At 63.7% G+C, this 17,870-nt stretch carries 14 protein-coding genes and 2 tRNA genes; 5 read left to right on the forward strand and 11 right to left on the reverse strand.

Annotated elements, in window-relative coordinates; translation table 11 throughout:
- Positions 1 to 99: 99 nt before the first annotated feature.
- Complete coding sequence (locus VOI21_RS18090) at positions 100 to 492, forward strand: DUF2147 domain-containing protein (protein ID WP_323771358.1); 393 nt, start codon at positions 100 to 102, stop codon at positions 490 to 492.
- A gap of 125 nt (positions 493 to 617) precedes the next feature.
- On the opposite strand, the gene hisH is transcribed toward VOI21_RS18090, so the two are convergent.
- The 8 genes from hisH to pyc all read right to left on the reverse strand — a co-directional run bounded on the left by hisH (position 618) and on the right by pyc (position 8,034).
- Positions 618 to 1,253, reverse strand: a complete 636-nt coding sequence (gene hisH, locus VOI21_RS18095) for an imidazole glycerol phosphate synthase subunit HisH (protein WP_323771359.1) — start codon at positions 1,251 to 1,253, stop codon at positions 618 to 620.
- 62 nt (positions 1,254 to 1,315) lie between these two features.
- The gene (gene hisB, locus VOI21_RS18100) at positions 1,316 to 1,903 is read right to left on the reverse strand and encodes an imidazoleglycerol-phosphate dehydratase HisB (RefSeq protein WP_323771360.1); all 588 of its coding nucleotides are present in this window, start codon (positions 1,901 to 1,903) and stop codon (positions 1,316 to 1,318) included.
- An 87-nt stretch (positions 1,904 to 1,990) separates the two neighbouring features.
- Positions 1,991 to 2,983 carry a hypothetical protein gene (locus tag VOI21_RS18105; RefSeq protein WP_323771361.1) on the reverse strand — a complete coding sequence of 331 codons (993 nt, stop codon included), beginning with the start codon at positions 2,981 to 2,983 and terminating at the stop codon, positions 1,991 to 1,993.
- Positions 2,984 to 3,128: 145 nt separating this feature from the next.
- A tRNA-Gly gene (locus tag VOI21_RS18110) sits at positions 3,129 to 3,203 on the reverse strand.
- A gap of 68 nt (positions 3,204 to 3,271) precedes the next feature.
- Positions 3,272 to 3,346, reverse strand: a tRNA-Gly gene (locus tag VOI21_RS18115).
- Positions 3,347 to 3,447: 101 nt separating this feature from the next.
- Positions 3,448 to 3,834, reverse strand: a complete 387-nt coding sequence (locus VOI21_RS18120) for a VOC family protein (RefSeq protein ID WP_323771362.1) — start codon at positions 3,832 to 3,834, stop codon at positions 3,448 to 3,450.
- A 4-nt stretch (positions 3,835 to 3,838) separates the two neighbouring features.
- Positions 3,839 to 4,444, reverse strand: a complete 606-nt coding sequence (locus tag VOI21_RS18125; protein ID WP_323771363.1) for a YegJ family protein — start codon at positions 4,442 to 4,444, stop codon at positions 3,839 to 3,841.
- A 146-nt stretch (positions 4,445 to 4,590) separates the two neighbouring features.
- Positions 4,591 to 8,034, reverse strand: a complete 3,444-nt coding sequence (pyc, locus tag VOI21_RS18130; RefSeq protein ID WP_323771364.1) for a pyruvate carboxylase — start codon at positions 8,032 to 8,034, stop codon at positions 4,591 to 4,593.
- Between the two features lie 261 nt (positions 8,035 to 8,295).
- Between pyc and VOI21_RS18135 the strand changes: the two genes are divergently transcribed.
- The gene (locus VOI21_RS18135; protein WP_323771365.1) at positions 8,296 to 8,739 is read left to right on the forward strand and encodes a BLUF domain-containing protein; all 444 of its coding nucleotides are present in this window, start codon (positions 8,296 to 8,298) and stop codon (positions 8,737 to 8,739) included.
- On the opposite strand, the gene VOI21_RS18140 is transcribed toward VOI21_RS18135, so the two are convergent.
- Positions 8,725 to 9,885: an alpha-hydroxy acid oxidase gene (locus VOI21_RS18140; RefSeq protein ID WP_323771366.1), complete on the reverse strand. Its 1,161-nt coding sequence runs from the start codon at positions 9,883 to 9,885 to the stop codon at positions 8,725 to 8,727. The genes VOI21_RS18135 and VOI21_RS18140 overlap by 15 nt on opposite strands.
- 123 nt (positions 9,886 to 10,008) lie before the next feature.
- Here VOI21_RS18140 and VOI21_RS18145 point away from each other — a divergent pair, with 123 nt between their 5' ends.
- Entirely contained in the window at positions 10,009 to 10,503 is a 495-nt protein-coding gene (locus tag VOI21_RS18145) for a hypothetical protein (protein ID WP_323771367.1), read from the forward strand.
- Between the two features lie 83 nt (positions 10,504 to 10,586).
- A complete protein-coding gene (locus VOI21_RS18150; protein WP_323771368.1) occupies positions 10,587 to 13,004 on the forward strand; it encodes an ATP-dependent helicase in 2,418 nt (805 codons plus the stop codon).
- Positions 13,005 to 13,013: 9 nt separating this feature from the next.
- Here VOI21_RS18150 and VOI21_RS18155 read toward each other — a convergent pair whose 3' ends face one another.
- Positions 13,014 to 13,490, reverse strand: coding sequence for an Lrp/AsnC family transcriptional regulator (locus tag VOI21_RS18155; RefSeq protein ID WP_323771369.1), 477 nt, complete (start codon positions 13,488 to 13,490; stop codon positions 13,014 to 13,016).
- Positions 13,491 to 13,609: 119 nt separating this feature from the next.
- Here VOI21_RS18155 and hppD point away from each other — a divergent pair, with 119 nt between their 5' ends.
- The gene (hppD, locus tag VOI21_RS18160; protein WP_323771370.1) at positions 13,610 to 14,707 is read left to right on the forward strand and encodes a 4-hydroxyphenylpyruvate dioxygenase; all 1,098 of its coding nucleotides are present in this window, start codon (positions 13,610 to 13,612) and stop codon (positions 14,705 to 14,707) included.
- Between the two features lie 75 nt (positions 14,708 to 14,782).
- Here hppD and VOI21_RS18165 read toward each other — a convergent pair whose 3' ends face one another.
- Positions 14,783 to 17,752, reverse strand: a complete 2,970-nt coding sequence (locus tag VOI21_RS18165) for a hypothetical protein (protein ID WP_323771371.1) — start codon at positions 17,750 to 17,752, stop codon at positions 14,783 to 14,785.
- Positions 17,753 to 17,870: the final 118 nt, after the last annotated feature.

The raw sequence follows: 17,870 nt of genomic DNA on the forward strand, positions 1-17,870 counted from the left end.
CCAGGATTATTTTCCGGGGCGGGCTTGCAACCACTGGAAATCGGCCCCGGCGGGGCCATATCCGAGCGAGTTTCACTCCAGTGCAAAGGAACGCACGACATGACTCGCTTTCGCCTGCTCGCACCTCTGGTGTTTGTCAGTTTGGCGGCCCCGGCTTTTGCCGATCCGGCGGTTGGCCTCTGGCGGACGGAACCGGACCGCAAGAACCTGACAAGTCATGTCCAGATCGCCCTTTGCGGCGCATCGCTCTGCGGAACCGTGATGAAGGCCTATGACGCGCAGGGCAAGGAAGTGAAAACCGCCAACGTCGGCAAGCAGTTGTTCTGGGATCTCAAACCCGCCAGCGCCGGGATCTATGACGGCGGCACGGTCTTTGTCCCGCTGCTGAACGTCAAGGCGAACGCCAAGGCCAAGCTTTCGGGCAACACGCTGCGCGTGACCGGCTGCAAGGGTCTGGTCTGCGATGGACAGACCTGGACCCGGGTGAACTGAGCAATAACAGAGCCGGTCATGCCAAAGGGGTTTGGCATGACCGGCTCAGCCCGCGGCCTCGCCGGATTTAGGTATTTCGACAGAGAAGAAACCGGGATCGGGTTCGCGGGTTCTGGCCCTGTGCGTCAGGGCCGCCAGGTCAGGAAATTGGCGATCATGCGCAGCCCCGCGGTGGCGCTTTTTTCCGGGTGGAACTGAAACCCGATCATGTTGTCATGAGCGACAATGGCGGTGACATCGCCGCCATAGTCGACATGCGCCACGCGCTGGCCCGGGTCGCTCACGCGCATCTGGTAGGAATGCACAAAATAGGCGTGTTCGCCGGTCCCGATGCCCTCCAGCACCGGGTGCGCGCGGTCGATCACCAGATCGTTCCAGCCCATATGCGGCACTTTCAAAGAGGTGTCGGTGGGGGCAATCCGCTCGACCTCACCGTCGATCCAGCCAAGGCCGGGTGTTTCCGCGTATTCGTGGCCCATGCGCGCCATCAGTTGCATGCCGACGCAGATGCCAAGGAACGGGCGGCCGCGGGTCTCGACCGCCTCGACCATGGCCTGAAAACAGCCCGAGGCGCGCAGGGCGCTGGCGCAGGCCGGAAAGGCACCGTCTCCGGGCAGCACAAGACGGTCGGCATTGGCGACGACATCGGGGTCGTCGGTGACGCGCACCTCTCCGGCTCCGGTCTCAAGCGCCATCTTCTGGAACGCCTTTTCGGCGGAATGCAGATTGCCGCTTTCGTAGTCGATGATTGCCGTCAGCATCGCGGGCTCCCGTGGTAAGGCGTGCGTTTGGTCGCGCAAAGGGCAGGGCGGGTCAAGGCGGGCTAAAGCGCGCCTTTGGTCGAGGGCACCGCATCCGCCTTGCGCGGGTCGGTTTCCAGCGCGTCGCGCAGGGCGCGTGCGACGGCCTTGAACGCCGCCTCGGCGATGTGGTGACTGTTGACCCCGTGCAATTGGTCGACATGCAGGGTGATGCCGCCATGGGTGCTGAGCGCCTGAAAGAACTCGCGCACCAGTTCTGTGTCGAAAGTGCCGATCTTTTGCGTCGGCATCGTCACGTTCCAGACCAGAAACGGCCGCGCCGACAGGTCCAGCGCCGCGCGCACCAGCGCGTCATCCATCGCCAGATGGCAAGACCCATAGCGCACGATGCCCGTCTTGTCGCCCATCGCCTGCGTCAGCGCCTGACCGATGGCGATGCCAACATCCTCGACCGTGTGGTGGTCGTCGATGTGCAGATCGCCCGTCGCGCGCACCGTCATGTCGATCAGCGCGTGGCGCGAGAGCTGGTCCAGCATGTGGTCGAAAAAGCCAACGCCGGTTTTGTTGTCGTAAATACCAGTGCCGTCGAGGTTCAATTCGACACTGATGTCGGTTTCGGCGGTCTTGCGGGTGATCTTGGCGGTGCGCATGGTGTATTCCCCTGTGGTCCGCGCCTTATAGGGGCGGGCGCAGGTCAGGCAAAGGGGCGGCGGCGTGATTTGCGGATGCCGTGGCGCTCAGTCCCCGCAGGCGCGGGTCAACTGTTTAAGCGTGGTTTGGTCAGGAAGAGTTGCTCTAGCCGACAAGACGATTTCGAAGTTGCGGGCGTCCGTGGTACGGAAATAGAAGTTTCGTCCTGCCACGTCGCGAATGTCCAGAGGCAGGCGCACGGTCAGTCCGAAATCCGACCCTTGCGGTCCAATGTCTAGTACGTCACTCCATCTCATTGGCACGGTGTCGCCAGCGACGTCTATGGCCATATTGCTATCGTTGTCGGGGCTCAACACAACATTCTGCCAAGCAATCCCGGTGTCAACTATGCGCAATAACCATGCATTATGCTGTTGCGAGCAGCGCAGTTCTTGGTATCGGTCGACACTGCCATCGTTGTTTCTCGCCTCCCAGCGAAGGGCGAGGCCGCCGTGATCAACCTCAATCCGCATGTCGGTAACAGATGTCGTTGTGGCAATTCCTAGCCGAGAAATCTCGTCTTTGGTCAGGTAGTGCATCCGGTCGCCGGGAACACGGCTTGCGAGGGTCAACAACTCGGGTGAGATGCCCATCTCTATAAGGAAAAGTACGAGTTGTCCCATTAACTGCTGCGTAGCGCTAGTCGGGACATTGCTTTCGTCAGGGGTGTAAAACTGATGGATCCCCATCTTTTCCTCATAGACCCAGCGGGCCTCTCCGCCAAGAAAGGCAAATACGCAAGCGGACTCACATCGTCCGCCTGCGACTTCTTCGTAGAACCGTGGACGATCAGGTATGGGGTGGCTGCGACCTATTGCCGTCGATGCACGGGCGGAGCGTAGTAGTCGACCGAGCTCGATCGCAGCACCGAGATTACCACCGGGACTGTCGAACGTAATAGCTTGATACAAGAAAAGCTGTCCATGATCTGCGAGAAAGGCGCGGAAAGCGTCCGGTGTGTCAGCAGTGATTTCGCCGCTTGCAGCAATCCATTCGCAGCCGTTGCAATTGCCACCATTGCCCTGCAGTTCAAAGGTCATAGGGGCGGCGACTGAAGGAGTGGCGCAAGTAAGGAACAGAGATAGGAAAATTCGGTGCATTGAAAAAAAACGCCTTCAGGCATTGAATTTAATTTAACGCTATCGCCCAACTGAATTCATGTAAATCGGAGAGAAGAGTGACAGATGGAGCGGGCGAGGCGATTCGAACGCCCGACCCTAACCTTGGCAAGGTTATGCTCTACCCCTGAGCTACGCCCGCATATCCATCCTGTCGTCCCGGTCCCTTGGGTAAGGACGGTGGGTAACCGTCCGGAAAGACCGGCCATTTGGAGCGGGCGAGGCGATTCGAACGCCCGACCCTAACCTTGGCAAGGTTATGCTCTACCCCTGAGCTACGCCCGCGTGCCAAATGGTGAGCGGGGATTTAGCCTCTGTCGCCGAGGGGGGCAAGAGGAAAATGCGCCTTGTGAGCGGATTAGATGCAACGGGCGAGGGCGCGCGCGTCAGCCCGCCTTGGCCGGCTCTATCAGGTCCCAGCGGTTGCCGAACGGATCGGTAAAAACGGCGACGGTGCCATAGGGCTCATGGCGGGGGGGCTCGGCAAATAACACGCCTGCGGCGCACATCGCGGCGTGGTCGCGGGCGAAATCGTCGGTCTGCAGAAACAGCCAGACACGCCCGCCGCCCTGCTGTCCGATGTATTCGCGCTGCTCGTTCACGGCTCGGGCCAGCAGGAATTGCGTCTGCGCACCGCGCGGAGCGACGCGGACCCAGCGCTTGCCGCTACCGTGGTCGCTATTCTCAATCACCTCGAACCCCAGTTGACCGACGAAAAACGCCAGCCCTTCCTCGTATGAGGGCACGAGGATCGAAATCAGGGCAAGGTGCATGGGGTCACTTCCAGAGTGCGGGGACAGGATTGCCAACCAGCAGGGCGCGCAACTCGCTGGCAAGCGGGTCATCCAGATCGGGCAGGCGCGCGCGGGTGGTAAAGTACCCGTAGTAACGGCCATCCTCAGCCTGTACCGCCCAATCGGCGATCTGCGGGTTCAGAAAACTGATCGGCGTGCGCAGGCGGTTGTCCTTCAGGAACCGTGCATGGCCCGCCAGCTTGCCACGATAGCCTTTGCCGTCACGGCGGATAGTGTCGACCCAGACAAATTCGATCGGCTGGCCGGGTGCGTTCACAAAGACCGCGACGTACAGCGCCAGAGAGGGCGAGAACCAGCCATTGCGCTTTTCGGTGGCGGCCAGCGCGGCGGGCAAGGACGCGCGCGCCTGCGTGAAGGCGCGGTTCATCGCCGGATCGCTGCTGCGCACATGCAGCGTCGGCAGCAGGCCGGGCGGCAGGGCGTCCGGCGGGATGATATTGACCGGGCCGGGGGTGTCGTAGATGCGCGCCAGCAGCTCTTCTTCTTCCTCGGTCAGAGGTTCGCTAACGGCCAATGTCGCCACGGCACCCAAGGCGCAGAGCACGGCTATGACACGACGAATGAGCATCCGGGAATCCTTCCCGATTCTGGAATGGCAGCGAGCCGCATCATATCGGCCCGCGCCACGCCCGGCAACGCCCTGTCAAATTTGAGGAAAGAGGCCCCTGAGCGGGGATGGGCGGCCCGGGTTCATGCCGGGGCCGCCCGCAAGTATCATTCCAGTTCGACCAGCAGGTCCTTGGCGTCGATCTGCGCGCCCGGTGTCACATGCACCGCCTTGACGGTGCCGTCCCGTTCGGCGTGCAGGCCGGTTTCCATCTTCATCGCCTCGATGGTCAGCAGCAGATCGCCGTCCTTGATCTCCTGCCCGACAGTGACCGCCACGGTGGCCACAACCCCGGGCATCGGCGCGCCGATGTGATTGGCGTTGCCCAGTTCCGCCTTGGGGCGGGCAACGGTCTTGGCCTTGGCATCGCGGTTGGGCACGCGGATGGTGCGCGGCTGGCCGTTCAGCTCGAAGAACACCTTTACGTCGCCATCTTCCTGCGTCTCACCTACCGCCTGAAGGCGGATTTCCAGCGTCTTGCCGGGGTCGATCTCGGCGGTGATCTCTTCGGCAGGTTCCATGCCGTAAAAGAAGGTCCGCGTCGGCAGAACCCGCACCGGCCCATAGGTTTCATGACGTGCCGCGTAGTCGGTAAAGACCTTGGGATACATCAGGTAGCCGTTCAGATCCTCGTCATCAAAAACGGTATCCTCAAACTTGGCGGCCAGATCCTTGCGCGCCTGATCGATGTCAACAGGCGCGGCCTTGAGCCCTGGACGCTCGGTAAAGCCTTTTTCGTCCTTGAGGATCTTTTTCTGGATCTTCTTCGGCCACCCGCCCGGAGGCTGGCCAAGGTTGCCCTTCATCATGTCGATGACCGAGTCGGGAAAGCTGACGTCCCGTTTCGGGTCTTCAACATCGGCGCGGCTCAGGCCCTGACTGACCATCATCAGCGCCATGTCCCCCACCACCTTGGAGGAGGGCGTCACCTTGACGATATCGCCGAACATCTGGTTCACGTCGGCATAGGTCTGCGCCACCTCGTGCCAGCGTTCCTCAAGGCCAAGACTGCGCGCCTGTGCCTTGAGGTTGGTGAACTGGCCGCCCGGCATCTCGTGCAGATACACCTCGGACGCAGGGGCCTGCATCCCTGATTCAAAGGCGGCGTATTGACCGCGCACCGCCTCCCAGTAGTTGGAAATCTCGCGGATCGCGGCGATGTCCAGCCCGGTGTCGCGCTCGGTGAACCGCAAGCCTTCGACAACCGACCCCAGAGTCGGCTGCGAGGTGTTGCCCGACAACGCGTCCATCGCCGCATCGACCGCATCCACGCCTGCGCGCACCGCCTCCATGATGGTGGCGATGGCCGCGCCGGATGTGTCATGCGTGTGGAAGTGGATCGGCAGGCCGACCTCTTCTTTCAGCGTCTTGACCAGCATTGCCGCCGCGTTGGGTTTCAGCAGCCCGGCCATGTCCTTGAGGCCCAGCAGATGCGCGCCCGCGTCGCGCAGGTCCTTGCCCATGGCGACATAGTATTTCAGGTCATACTTGGCGCGGTCGGGGTCAAGGATATCGCCGGTGTAGCAAACCGTGCCTTCCAGCACCTTGTTGTTCTCCAGCACCGCATCCATCGCGACGCGCATGTTCTCGACCCAGTTGAGGCTGTCGAACACGCGGAACACATCGACGCCAGTCTCTGCCGCCTGTTTGACAAAGAACTGCACCACGTTGTCGGGGTAGTTGGTGTAGCCCACCCCGTTGGCGCCGCGCAGCAGCATCTGGGTCATCAGGTTGGGCATCGCGGCGCGCAGGTCGCGCAGGCGTTGCCACGGGCATTCCTGCAAAAAGCGGTAGGCCACGTCAAAGGTGGCCCCGCCCCAGCATTCCACGCTGAACAGTTGCGGCAGTTTGTGGGCGTAGGCGGGGGCGACCTTGATCATGTCATGGCTGCGCATCCGCGTCGCCAGCAGCGACTGGTGGCCATCGCGCATGGTGGTGTCGGTGATCAGCACCTGCTTTTGCGCCGACAGCCAATCCGCCACCGCCTGCGGGCCTTTTTCGTCCAGCAGGGTCTTGGTGCCTGCGGGCGGCGTCTCCAGCGGCACTCTGGGCGCGCGCGCCGGTTTCAGGTCGGGGTGCGGCATGGCGCGGCCCTGCACCTCGGGGTGACCGTTCACCGTGATGTCGGCGATATAGGTCAGCACCTTGGTGCCCCGGTCCCGGCGCTTTTTGAAATCGAACAGTTCCGGCGTCGTGTCGATGAATTTGGTCGTGTACTGATTGTTCAGAAAGACCGGGTGTTTCAGCAGGTTGATCACAAACTCGATGTTGGTGGTCACGCCCCGGATACGGAACTCCCGCAGCGCGCGGTCCATCCGGCTGATTGCTTTTTCCGGGGTCTGCGCCTTGGCCGTCACCTTGACCAGCAACGAGTCGTAATAGCGCGTGATGACGCCGCCGGCATAGGCGGTGCCGCCGTCCAGACGGATGCCCATGCCCGTGGCGGACCGGAACGCCGTGATGCGCCCGTAGTCGGGAATAAAGTTGTTGGACGGGTCCTCAGTCGTGATCCGGGTCTGCAAGGCGTGGCCGGTCAGACGCACGTCATACTGCGAGGCTTTGCCGGTGGCCTCGGCCAGCGATTTGCCCTCGGCGATCAGGATCTGGGCCTGCACGATGTCGATGCCGGTCACCTCTTCGGTGACGGTATGTTCCACCTGCACACGCGGGTTGACCTCGATGAAGTAGAACTTGCCGGTGTCCATATCCATCAGGAACTCGACGGTGCCGGCACATTCGTAGTTCACAAAGGCGCAGATCTTGCGGCCAAGCTCGCAGATTTCCTCGCGCTGGGCCTCGGACAGATAGGGGGCCGGGGCGCGCTCCACGACCTTTTGGTTGCGGCGCTGGACGGAACAGTCGCGCTCATACAAGTGATAGATATTGCCCTGTTTGTCGCCAAGGATCTGCACCTCGACGTGGCGGGCGCGGGTGATCATCTTTTCCAGATAACCCTCACCATTGCCAAAGGCGGCTTCGGCCTCACGTCGGCCCTCCAGCACCTTGTCTTTCAGTTCCTTGGCGCTTTCGATCGGACGCATGCCCCGGCCACCGCCACCCCAGCTTGCCTTCAGCATCAGGGGATAGCCGACCTCTTCGGCCTCCTTGGCGATGGCGTCGAAATCGTCGCCCAGCACCTCGGTTGCGGGGATCACCGGCACACCGGCCTGAACCGCCACCCGGCGGGCGCTGGCCTTGTCACCAAGGGCGCGCATGGTCTCGGCCTTGGGACCGATAAAGGTGATGCCCGCCTCGACGCAGGCATCGACGAAATCGGGGTTCTCGGACAGCAGCCCATAGCCGGGATGGATCGCGTCCGCGCCACAGGCCTTGGCGACGCGGATGATCTCGGGGATCGAGAGATAGGCCTGAACCGGGCCCAGCCCCTCGCCGATGCGGTACGCCTCATCCGCCTTGAAGCGGTGCAGCCCCAGCTTGTCCTCTTCGGCGAAGACGGCGACCGTCTTCTTTCCCATCTCGTTCGCCGCCCGCATGATGCGGATCGCGATCTCGCCCCGGTTGGCAATCAGGATCTTTTCGAAATCAGCCATGAGTCAGGGGTCCCTTTTCGGCACAGACGCGCGTTTGCGCAATTTTGTTACTTTGAGGCTGTGCCGCGCCGCAGCGCAAGAGGGGTTTGCAAATTATTCGGTCGCCACGGTCGCGTTTGCAAACTCCAGTAGGGGGCGCGCCCAAAGGATGCCTGAAATTTGAGACAACGCCGGGTTTCGAAAGCTTGTCTTCAGCAAATGTCCCTAGCGTTATCGCGCTGGAACGCCTTGCATTCCGGGGCCAAAACTCGGGAGGGTGACGTGAAACGGCTGATCTATCTCAGTTCCGCCGTCCGGCTGGTGACACCGGATGAACTGGCGCAAATTCTTGCCGTAGCGCGGCGCAATAACAGGCTGGACGGGGTTACCGGCCTGCTTTTGTACCACGACGGGACGTTCCTTCAATTGCTTGAGGGGGAGGATGTGGCCGTCGATCGCGTCTTTGCGCGAATCGCAGCGAACCCACTGCATCGCGGCATCCAAAGCCTGCCGCCCGCGCAGGTCAGCGAACGGTTGTTTGCCAACTGGACCATGGCCTTTGCCCGGGCGGACACGCTCTTGGGGGACGGCGATCTGGGGGCAAAGGCCTTTGAGGCGGTCAAACAGGATCTCGCAAGGATCGAGAGGCTGGACAAACGCGCCGCCATCTTTGTGCGCACCTTCTTTGCCTCTTTTCGCGATCTCGGATCGCTATCCGGGGACTGAGCCGGCAGGCGCGGCTGTCAACGACATCCCGCGCAGATCGCTCGGGTGCGACACGCCCAATTGCCCGATGCAGGCCACCAGGTCTCGCCGCAGGATATCGATCAGGTGGGCGGGGCCGCGTTCCCCCAATGCGCAGACCGCATAGTGCCAGGCCCGGCCCATCATCACGAAATCCGCCCCCAGCGAAATGGCGCGCAAGATGTCCAGTCCGCCGTCGATCCCGCTGTCGAAAATCACCGGCAGGGTGGTCGCCGCCCGCACGCCGGGCAGATAGTCCACCGCCCCGCGTGCACCGTCAAACTGCCGCCCACCGTGATTCGACACCCAGATGGCATCGACTCCTTCGGCCTGCATCCGCACCGCGTCCTCGGGGCGCAGCACGCCCTTGACCACCAGCGGTCCGTCCCAATGCGCGCGCAACCAGCGCAGATAGTCCCAGTCTGGTGCCGTGCGCAGCAGATAGCCGATGTGGGCGGTCGGGTCGCGGCTGGCCGTATCCTGCGAATACCGGTCCAGCGTTTTCATCCGGGGCATCCCGGCGCGCAGCCGCGCCAGTGACCACGCCGGACGCAACGCGCATTGCAGCGCGATGCGCGGGGTCAGGCGCGGCGGTTGCACCAGACCGCCTTTCACCTGCCGTTCCCTGCGTGAGGCAACGGGCACATCCACCGTCAGCACCAGCACATGAAACCCGCTGTCCCGCGCCCGCGCCAGCAGATCCCGGCGCATTTCCAGATCACGCGGCGGATACATCTGGAACCAGCCCTTGCCCTGCGTGTCCGGGCCGACCTCCTCTGGTGTCGCATTGGCTACGGTGGACAACGCATAGGGCAAACCGGCCTGCGTGGCGGCGCGCGCCAGCATCCGTTCCGCCCCCGGCCAGAGCAACCCGGATTGGCCCACCGGGGCCACGCCAAAGGGCAGGGGGTGGGTTTGGCCGAACAGGTTGACCGACAGGTCCGGCACCACCTCACCGTCCAGAATCGACGGTGTGAACAGCACCGCGTCCAGTGCATCGCGATTGCGTCGCGCCGTGGCTTCTGTCCCGGTGGCCGTGTCCAGATACGACCATGCAAAATGCGGGACCCGCTTGCGCGCCGCGCGGCGCAGATCGGCGACAGTCATGAAGCGGCTGTGAAGATCCATGGCGCTATCTGGCGCGGGATCGCGACGGGGTGCAAGCGGGCTCAGAGGCATTCTCGACAAATCTTCAACATATTTTAAGCGCCTTGGCGGAAGTTGGTCGCAAGCGGTAGGAAAGGAAATCCCATGCACGCGATGATTGTCGACCTTGATCCCATACGCCTTGAACGCAGCCAGATTGCCTTTCTGGAATCCGGCATCCATGTCACCGGGTCCGGCAGTTTCGCGGTGGCCGAAACCTGTCTGCGCCGCGCGGTGGTCGATGTGCTGGTGATCGACGCCGATTGCGGGTCAGAGCGGATTGTCAGCCTGACCGCGCTGGCCGAACGGCGCAATCCCCGGCTGGTCACGATACTGCTGGCCCGCGATGTGGCTGAGATCACGGATTTGTACTCGGACGCGGTGACCACGTTGCACTGCGTGCTGGACGGGCGGGTCGCACCCCGCGTGGTCGCGCGCATGGCGCAGGCCTCACTGGCCGGTCGCGCCGCGTGCAAGCTGACGCCCGCCCGCGCGGACACTGCGCCGCCAACCCCGGCAGAGCCGCCGATGCCGAACCCTGTCTTTTCCACAACGCGCCGCAAACCCGTTGTGCAGCCCGGTTTGGCCGTCCACGCCTGACCTTTGAAAAATCGTCGCGCACGGGGCGAACATAGGGCGAACATGCCCTTCCCCTGAGCGCGCGTTGGCGCTAGATTGGCGCCATGAGCAGTTTCGATGAATTCGACGCGTTTGAGGCGTCCTCGCTTTCGGCGCGCGCCATAGCGGCGCGCCCCGCCCCCTATCTGGATGAGCTGAACCCGGCCCAGCGGGAGGCGGTCGAGGTGCTGGATGGCCCGGTGCTGATGCTGGCGGGGGCCGGGACGGGCAAGACCAAGGCGCTGACCGCGCGCGTCGTCCACCTGCTGAACACCGGACGCGCCCGCCCGAACGAGATTCTCTCTGTCACCTTCACCAACAAGGCCGCGCGCGAGATGAAGAACCGCATCTCGCGGATGCTGGGCCAGACGGTCGAGGGGATGCCGTGGCTGGGCACCTTCCACTCGATCTGCGTGAAACAATTGCGCCGCCACGCCGAACTGATCACCGCCGGGGCCGACTCCGATCAGGTGGTCGAGGGGGCCGATTCGCAGCCCGCCCTGCACCTGAAATCGAACTTCACCATCCTCGACACCGACGACCAGTTGCGCCTGCTCAAGCAACTGGTGCAGGCGGCGGGCATCGACGACAAACGCTGGCCCGCGCGGCAACTGGCCAATATCATCGACGGCTGGAAAAACCGCGCCCTGACCCCGGACAAGGTGCCGGCGGCGGACGGCGGGGCTTTCAACCATCGCGGCCCGGAACTCTACGCCGCCTACCAGCGTCGCCTGTTGGAACTCAATGCCGTCGATTTCGGTGACCTGCTGATGCACATGGTCACCATCTTCCAGACGCACCCGGACATCCTTGCGCAGTACCAACGCTGGTTCCGGTACATCCTCGTGGACGAGTATCAGGATACCAACGTGGCGCAGTATCTCTGGCTGCGCCTGCTGGCGTCACAGCACAAGAACATCTGCTGCGTCGGCGACGATGACCAGTCGATCTATGGCTGGCGCGGCGCCGAGGTGGGCAATATCCTGCGGTTCGAAAAGGATTTTCCCGGCGCGCATGTGGTGCGGCTGGAACAGAACTATCGCTCCACGCCGCATATCCTTGCCGCCGCCTCCGGCGTGATCCGGGGCAACACCGGGCGTCTGGGCAAGGAACTGTGGACCGAAGCGCAGGACGGCGAAAAGGTGCGCCTGATCGGCCATTGGGACGGTGAGGAAGAGGCGCGCTGGATCGGTGAGGAAATCGAATCGATGCAGGGCGGCACCCGCGGGATGCGGCCCTATTCGCTGGACGACATGGCGATCCTCGTGCGCGCCAGCCACCAGATGCGCGCCTTTGAGGACCGCTTTCTGACCATCGGTCTGCCCTACCGCGTCATCGGCGGCCCGCGATTCTATGAGCGGATGGAGATCCGCGATGCGATGGCCTATTTCCGCCTCGTCGTGTCCCCCACCGATGATCTTGCGTTTGAGCGCGTCGTCAACACGCCCAAGCGCGGCCTTGGCGACAAGGCGCAGCAGACCATCCAGCGCATCGCCCGCGAAAACGGCGTCAGCCTTGTGGACGGGGCCGCGCTGGCGGTCGAACAGGGCGCGATCAAGGGCAAGGGCGCCAAGGCGCTGGGGGAACTGATCGTGGGCCTTGCCCGTTGGGGCCGCATGACCGGCGACAAGGACGTCAGCCATATGGAGCTGGCTGAGATCGTGCTGGACGAAAGCGGCTACACCGGCATGTGGCAGAACGACAAGACGCCAGAGGCCCCCGGACGTCTGGAAAACCTCAAGGAACTGGTCAAGGCGCTGGAAAGCTTTGAAAATCTTCAGGGGTTCCTCGAGCACGTCGCGCTGGTCATGGACAACGAAAAGGACGAGGCCGGGGCCAAGGTGTCGATCATGACGCTGCACGCGGCCAAGGGGCTGGAGTTTCCCGTGGTCTTCCTGCCGGGCTGGGAGGATGGGCTGTTCCCGTCGCAGCGCAGCATGGACGAAAGCGGCGTCAAAGGCCTCGAAGAGGAACGGCGGCTGGCCTACGTGGGCATCACCCGCGCCGAAGAGGTCTGTACCATCAGCTTTGCGGGCAACCGCCGTGTCTTTGGCCAGTGGCAATCGCAAATGCCCTCGCGCTTTGTCGATGAATTGCCAGAGGAGCATGTCGAGGTGCTGACACCGCCCGGCCTCTATGGTGGCGGCTACGGGGCGGCGGCAAGCGGTGGCATGGGGGGCTATTCCTCGGGCGTCGAACAACGCGCGGCAGAGGCGAATGTCTACAACTCTCCCGGCTGGAAACGCCTTCAGGAACGGCAAAACCAGCGCCCGGTCAGCCAACCCCGCGAAAGCCGGTCACAGGTCATCGATCTAGAGGCCGTCTCGGCCCATACGGTCGGTGACCGGGTGTTTCACCAGAAATTCGGCTACGGCGCGATCCTTGGCATCGAAGGCGACAAGCTGGAAATCGAGTTTGAAAAGGCGGGCATCAAAAAGGTGGTCGCCCGGTTCATTCACACCGCCGACGACGTGCCGTTCTAGCGCGGCACGTCAACCTATGGGCAGGGGCGCATCCGCCTTGGGCTGGTCCATCACGATCTGTGAATGCACCCGCGCCACCACCGGGTGCGCCAGCAGAACCTCGTGAATCAGGCGGTTGAGCGATGTCAGGTCCGGGCAATAGACCCGCAGCAGGTAGTCGGCCTCGCCCGTCATGGTCCAGGCAGAGATGATTTCAGGCCGGACGCGCAGCAACCGCGCGAATTCCGCGCCTTCCTTGGCCCCGTGCCGCGCCAGTTGCACCTGAACAAAGGCCTGCACATCAAGGCCCAGACGTTCCGGGTCCAGCCGTGCGCGATAGCCGCGAATGACGCCCGCCTCTTCCAGACGCTGCCGCCGCCGCCCCGCCTGACTGGGCGACAGGTTCAAGGCGGCGCTGAGATCCTGCGCGGTGGTCTGACCATCCCGCTGAACCGCATCCAGCAGGGCAATATCCGTCGCATCCAGAGTCGCGCGCTTTTCCTGCATGAAACCTGCCTTTCAGGCGCATTCCGCGCACCCTGTCTGCCATATTGGCCAATTATGCGCAAAACCCGCGCCCCGGTAAAGATACATTGCTTGTAGGACATTCACAGCAGGAGAGACGCATGGGACCCTTCCCGCACGACGCCCCGCAGGCCGCCATCACCGCAGAGAACCCCGCTGGCACCGACGGATTCGAATTTGTCGAATTCGCAAGCCCGGAGCCGCAGGACCTGCGCGATCTCTTTGCCCGCATGGGCTATGCCCATGTCGCCAACCACAAGACCAAACAGATCGAGCTTTGGCAGCAGGGGGACATCACCTACGTGCTGAACGCCGAACCCGACAGCTTTGCGGCCAAGTTTGTTGCCGAACACGGCCCCTGCGCCCCCGCAATGGCGTGGCGCGTGGTCGATGCGCAGCACGCCTATGACCATGCCATCGCCAAGGGGGCAGAGCCTTACGAGGGTGCCGACAAAACCGTCGACTGGCCCGCGATCAAGGGCATCGGCGGCAGCCTGATCTATTTCACCGATCAGTATTATGACACCTCGCCCTACAACGCCGAGTTTGACTGGATCGAACAGTCCAAGCCGCGCGGCGTGGGGTTCTATTACCTCGATCACCTGACCCACAACGTTTTCAAGGGCAATATGGACAAGTGGTTCCACTTCTACGGGGACCTGTTCAACTTCCGCGAAATCCGCTTTTTCGACATCGAGGGCAAATTCACCGGGCTGTTCAGCCGCGCGCTGACCTCTCCCTGTGGCCGTATCCGCATCCCGATCAACGAAGACCGGGGCGAGAAGGGCCAGATCGTCGCCTATCTGAAAAAGTACAATGGCGAAGGCATCCAGCACATCGCCGTCGGCGCGCGTGACATCTATGACGCCACCGACCAGATCGCCGAACTGGGGGTCAAGTTCATGCCCGGCCCGCCGGACGCCTACTACGACATGTCGTTTGACCGCGTGAAAGGCCATGATGAGCCGCTGGACCGTATGAAGAAGCACGGTATCCTGATCGACGGCGAAGGCGTGGTGGACGGCGGTGAAACCCGAATCCTGCTGCAAATCTTCTCAAAGACCGTGATCGGGCCGATCTTCTTTGAATTCATCGAGCGCAAGGGCGATGACGGTTTCGGTGAGGGCAACTTCAAGGCGCTCTTCGAATCCATCGAACGCGAGCAGATCGAAAGCGGAGAGTTGGGCGACGTCGCCTGACCACCGCAACACAGGACGAAAAAAGCCCCGTCAGTCTCTGGCGGGGCTTTTGCGTTCCAATGTTTCGATAGCCGGTCAGCCGCGCGGAATCGTCAACGTCACGTTCCGGCTGCCCTTGGAATAGCGCAGGTCCTCATCGCCGATGGCCGTCACCTGACCACCATCCAGCCGATCGCCAACCTTGACCTTCTGGTATTTGCCATTGGCCAGACGCACCAAGGCGCGGCGGTTGTCGGAAGCGCCATAAACCCCAATCAGGTTGATCTTCTTCAGGTTTATCGCGTTTTCCAGCGTGGCAGAGCGGGCGACGCTGGTGCTTGACGGGATCTTGGGCGCGACGGTGCGGGGCGCAACAGCGGCGACGGCGGCGGTCTGTACCGGGCTGGGCGCAATGCTGCGGTCGGCCCGATCCACGATGGCCTCCATGTTGCGCGGGCGACCGACCGGCACCAAGGACCGCGCCACCGCCTGATCGGTGGCGTCGGGTGCGTCCACCTCGGCCTGCTCCTGTACGGTGACGGGGCGCATGGTCGGGCGGATGCTGGCCAGTTCGGTGCGGGTGATGCCGCGCAACTGGCTACGCTCACGCTGTTCGATGATGTCGCTCGGGCGGGCTTGCGGGCGCAGGCGCGGCACCGTGGTTGTGCCATCCGGCGTCTCCGGGACAACCGGCCCGGCCGAGGTGCTTTCGCCGCGCAGCGGCGGGATGACCGGCGGGCGGCCGGTGAAAATGCGCAAACCATCCGGGGTCAGCGCGCCCTCGGGGGTGGCGCGCACAACATCGCGCTGGTCAAAGTCAAAGGTCAGACCCGCAGGCGGCGGCAGGCCGGGGTCTTGCAGGCTCGGCTCCCGCTCCAGTTCCTTGGCGTCGGGCAGGGCCACGGCGTCGAAAATCTGGATGCTGGGGTCGATCGAGGCGGCGTAGATGTCATCGACGCCATCTGCGGGCGGTGTCATCGGCTTGACCGGCGCGCGCTGCCAGATGCCGGTGGCGGCATAGGTGGCGGCGGCCTCTTCGGCGGTCAACTGGCGCGGGTCAAGCGGAACCGACAAGGGCGGCACCGGCGCGTCAGGAACGACATCGGGGGTATCGAAGGCGGCCAGACGAATGTCCTCGGCGGGCCGGGCCACGGGCCGCAACGACACCGCCGGAGGAGAGATGGCGGCGGGCGACGCGGATTCAAGAACAACCCCGTTGTCGAGCGCATCCGGCGCATCCGCGCCATCGGGAAGCGATGCAACCGCGCTGGCCGGGGGCTCATCCCCAGAACGGAAGAGCCGCGCAAGCCCGTCCTCCAGAAAGACCGAGGCCCATGCCGCAACCCCGGCGAGGAACAGTAACAGCAGTGCGGTCAGCAAGAGGCCAAGGTAGCGGGGCTTGCCGCCGGTCTCGCCGCGGTCGCGCGCGCCAAAGACGGTCATCCGGTCCCGCTCGTTCGACGACCCGAACATCGCATGGGCGGGGCTTGCGGTGGCCGTTGCGGCCCCGCCGGTGGCAAAGGCCGGACCGCCGATTTCGGCGTTCGGACGCGGTCCCCGCAGGGCGGCCAGCTTGGCCAGAGGATTGGGGCGCGCGGCGCGGGTGGGTGCGGGCGTTGCCTGACGCGCCGCCACCGGCGGGGCGATGGTCTCATCCATCTTTGCGGCGCGCGGCGGGGCCGCCGCCAGACCGGCGACGCGCGCGGCGGCCATCTTGGGCAGGGCTTTCAGGCCGGCCTTTGCCGGGGCCTTTGCCTTGGTCTTGGCTTTCAGCCTGGGTGGCAGCTCCGGGCGCTTCGGCGCGTCCGGTTTTGCGGGTTTGTCTCGCTGGGCGATCTCTGTCGCCTCGACGGCGGCAGCCGCCTGCGCGAGCAGCGCCGAGGCCGCAGGCGTGGCGAAAAACCCTGTCTTGCCAGAGGCTTTCTTCTCTTCCGGCGTGGGATCGGCTGCGGGTACGTCAGAGCCGTGAGGGGTGACGGGCGTGAACCGCGATTTCAATGCGCCGGTCAGGGCAGGGGCGGCGCCGTCCGGCAGACCGCGCCCGGCACGGATGGTCGAAAAGGCCGGGGGTGTGTCCGTCTCTGTCGTGGGGGCCGGGGCCACCGGGGCGCTGTCTGCGCGCGGCGTCTCTGGCGTTTTTGCCTTGGCGGCGACCGGAGAGGGCACAGGTTTCGTCGCCACCGGTGCTGCGGAGGCGGTCGGTGCGGCCAGCGGTTTCGCCGCTGCCGGTGCTTTTGGAGGGGCCTTTGGCGCTGCTTGGGCCGGGGCCTTTGGCGCGGCGACAGGCGGGGTCACCGGCATCTGCGGCGCGGGCGGGTCCGGTTGGACCTCAACCTCGGGCTCTGGTCGCTGGTGGAACGCCGGTTGCGGCACCGGCTTTGGCGCTGGGGTCGTTTGCACCAGCGGCTCCGGCGCGGCCTCGGGCTGTGGCGACTGCTGCGCAATTGGCTCGGCCACAGGCTCGGGCGCTGCGGCGGGTTTCGGCGCGGGCGGGGTCACCAGTTCCGGTTTCGGCAGCGGGCGCAACGCGGCCTCATCCGCCGGGACAATGTCGATGGCACGGGACGGGCGCGTGACAACGCGGTTCCAGTTCCCGGTCTTGCCAAAGAACACCGGCCCGTCAAAGGCGTCCCTTGCCGCTTTGGCCAGAAAGCAGACCGGCTCAAACCCGTGTTCGCGGGCAAAGCTCTGCGCCTCGTCCAGCGTTTCCTGTGCCACCGCCGCAACTTGCAGCCGCCCACCACTGACCACGTAATCGAAAACAAGGTCCGACACCGCATAGGGCGTCGCCCCGTCCAGAGAGGCGCGGATCGCCACATCGCGGCTGATTTCGTCCCCCCCAAGGTCGGGCTGATCCAGATAACGGATCTGCTCGTTCGGAATGATCAGCGCGACTTGCGCGCCGGTCGGGTCCAGACGTTCGGCATGGTCGCGCAGGTTCAGGACCTGCGCGTCAAAGTCATCATGATCCAGAGCAACGTCGTCGATCAGGGCCCAACGTGGACCCATCCGCCGGAGCAGGCTGATACCTTCGAAAGAGAGCGAGAGCGCAAAATTTGGTGTCATGAGCGGTTCTTATCAGGCCTGCCATCACTGCGGGAGTCCTTGCGCAGCGTCTAAATTATATAAGGCAACTCTTTGCCGAAGAAAAGAAAGCAGCTGTTGCACCCTTGCCGATTTCACC

Source organism: Antarctobacter sp. (assembly GCF_034670325.1).
Classification (GTDB): domain Bacteria; phylum Pseudomonadota; class Alphaproteobacteria; order Rhodobacterales; family Rhodobacteraceae; genus Antarctobacter.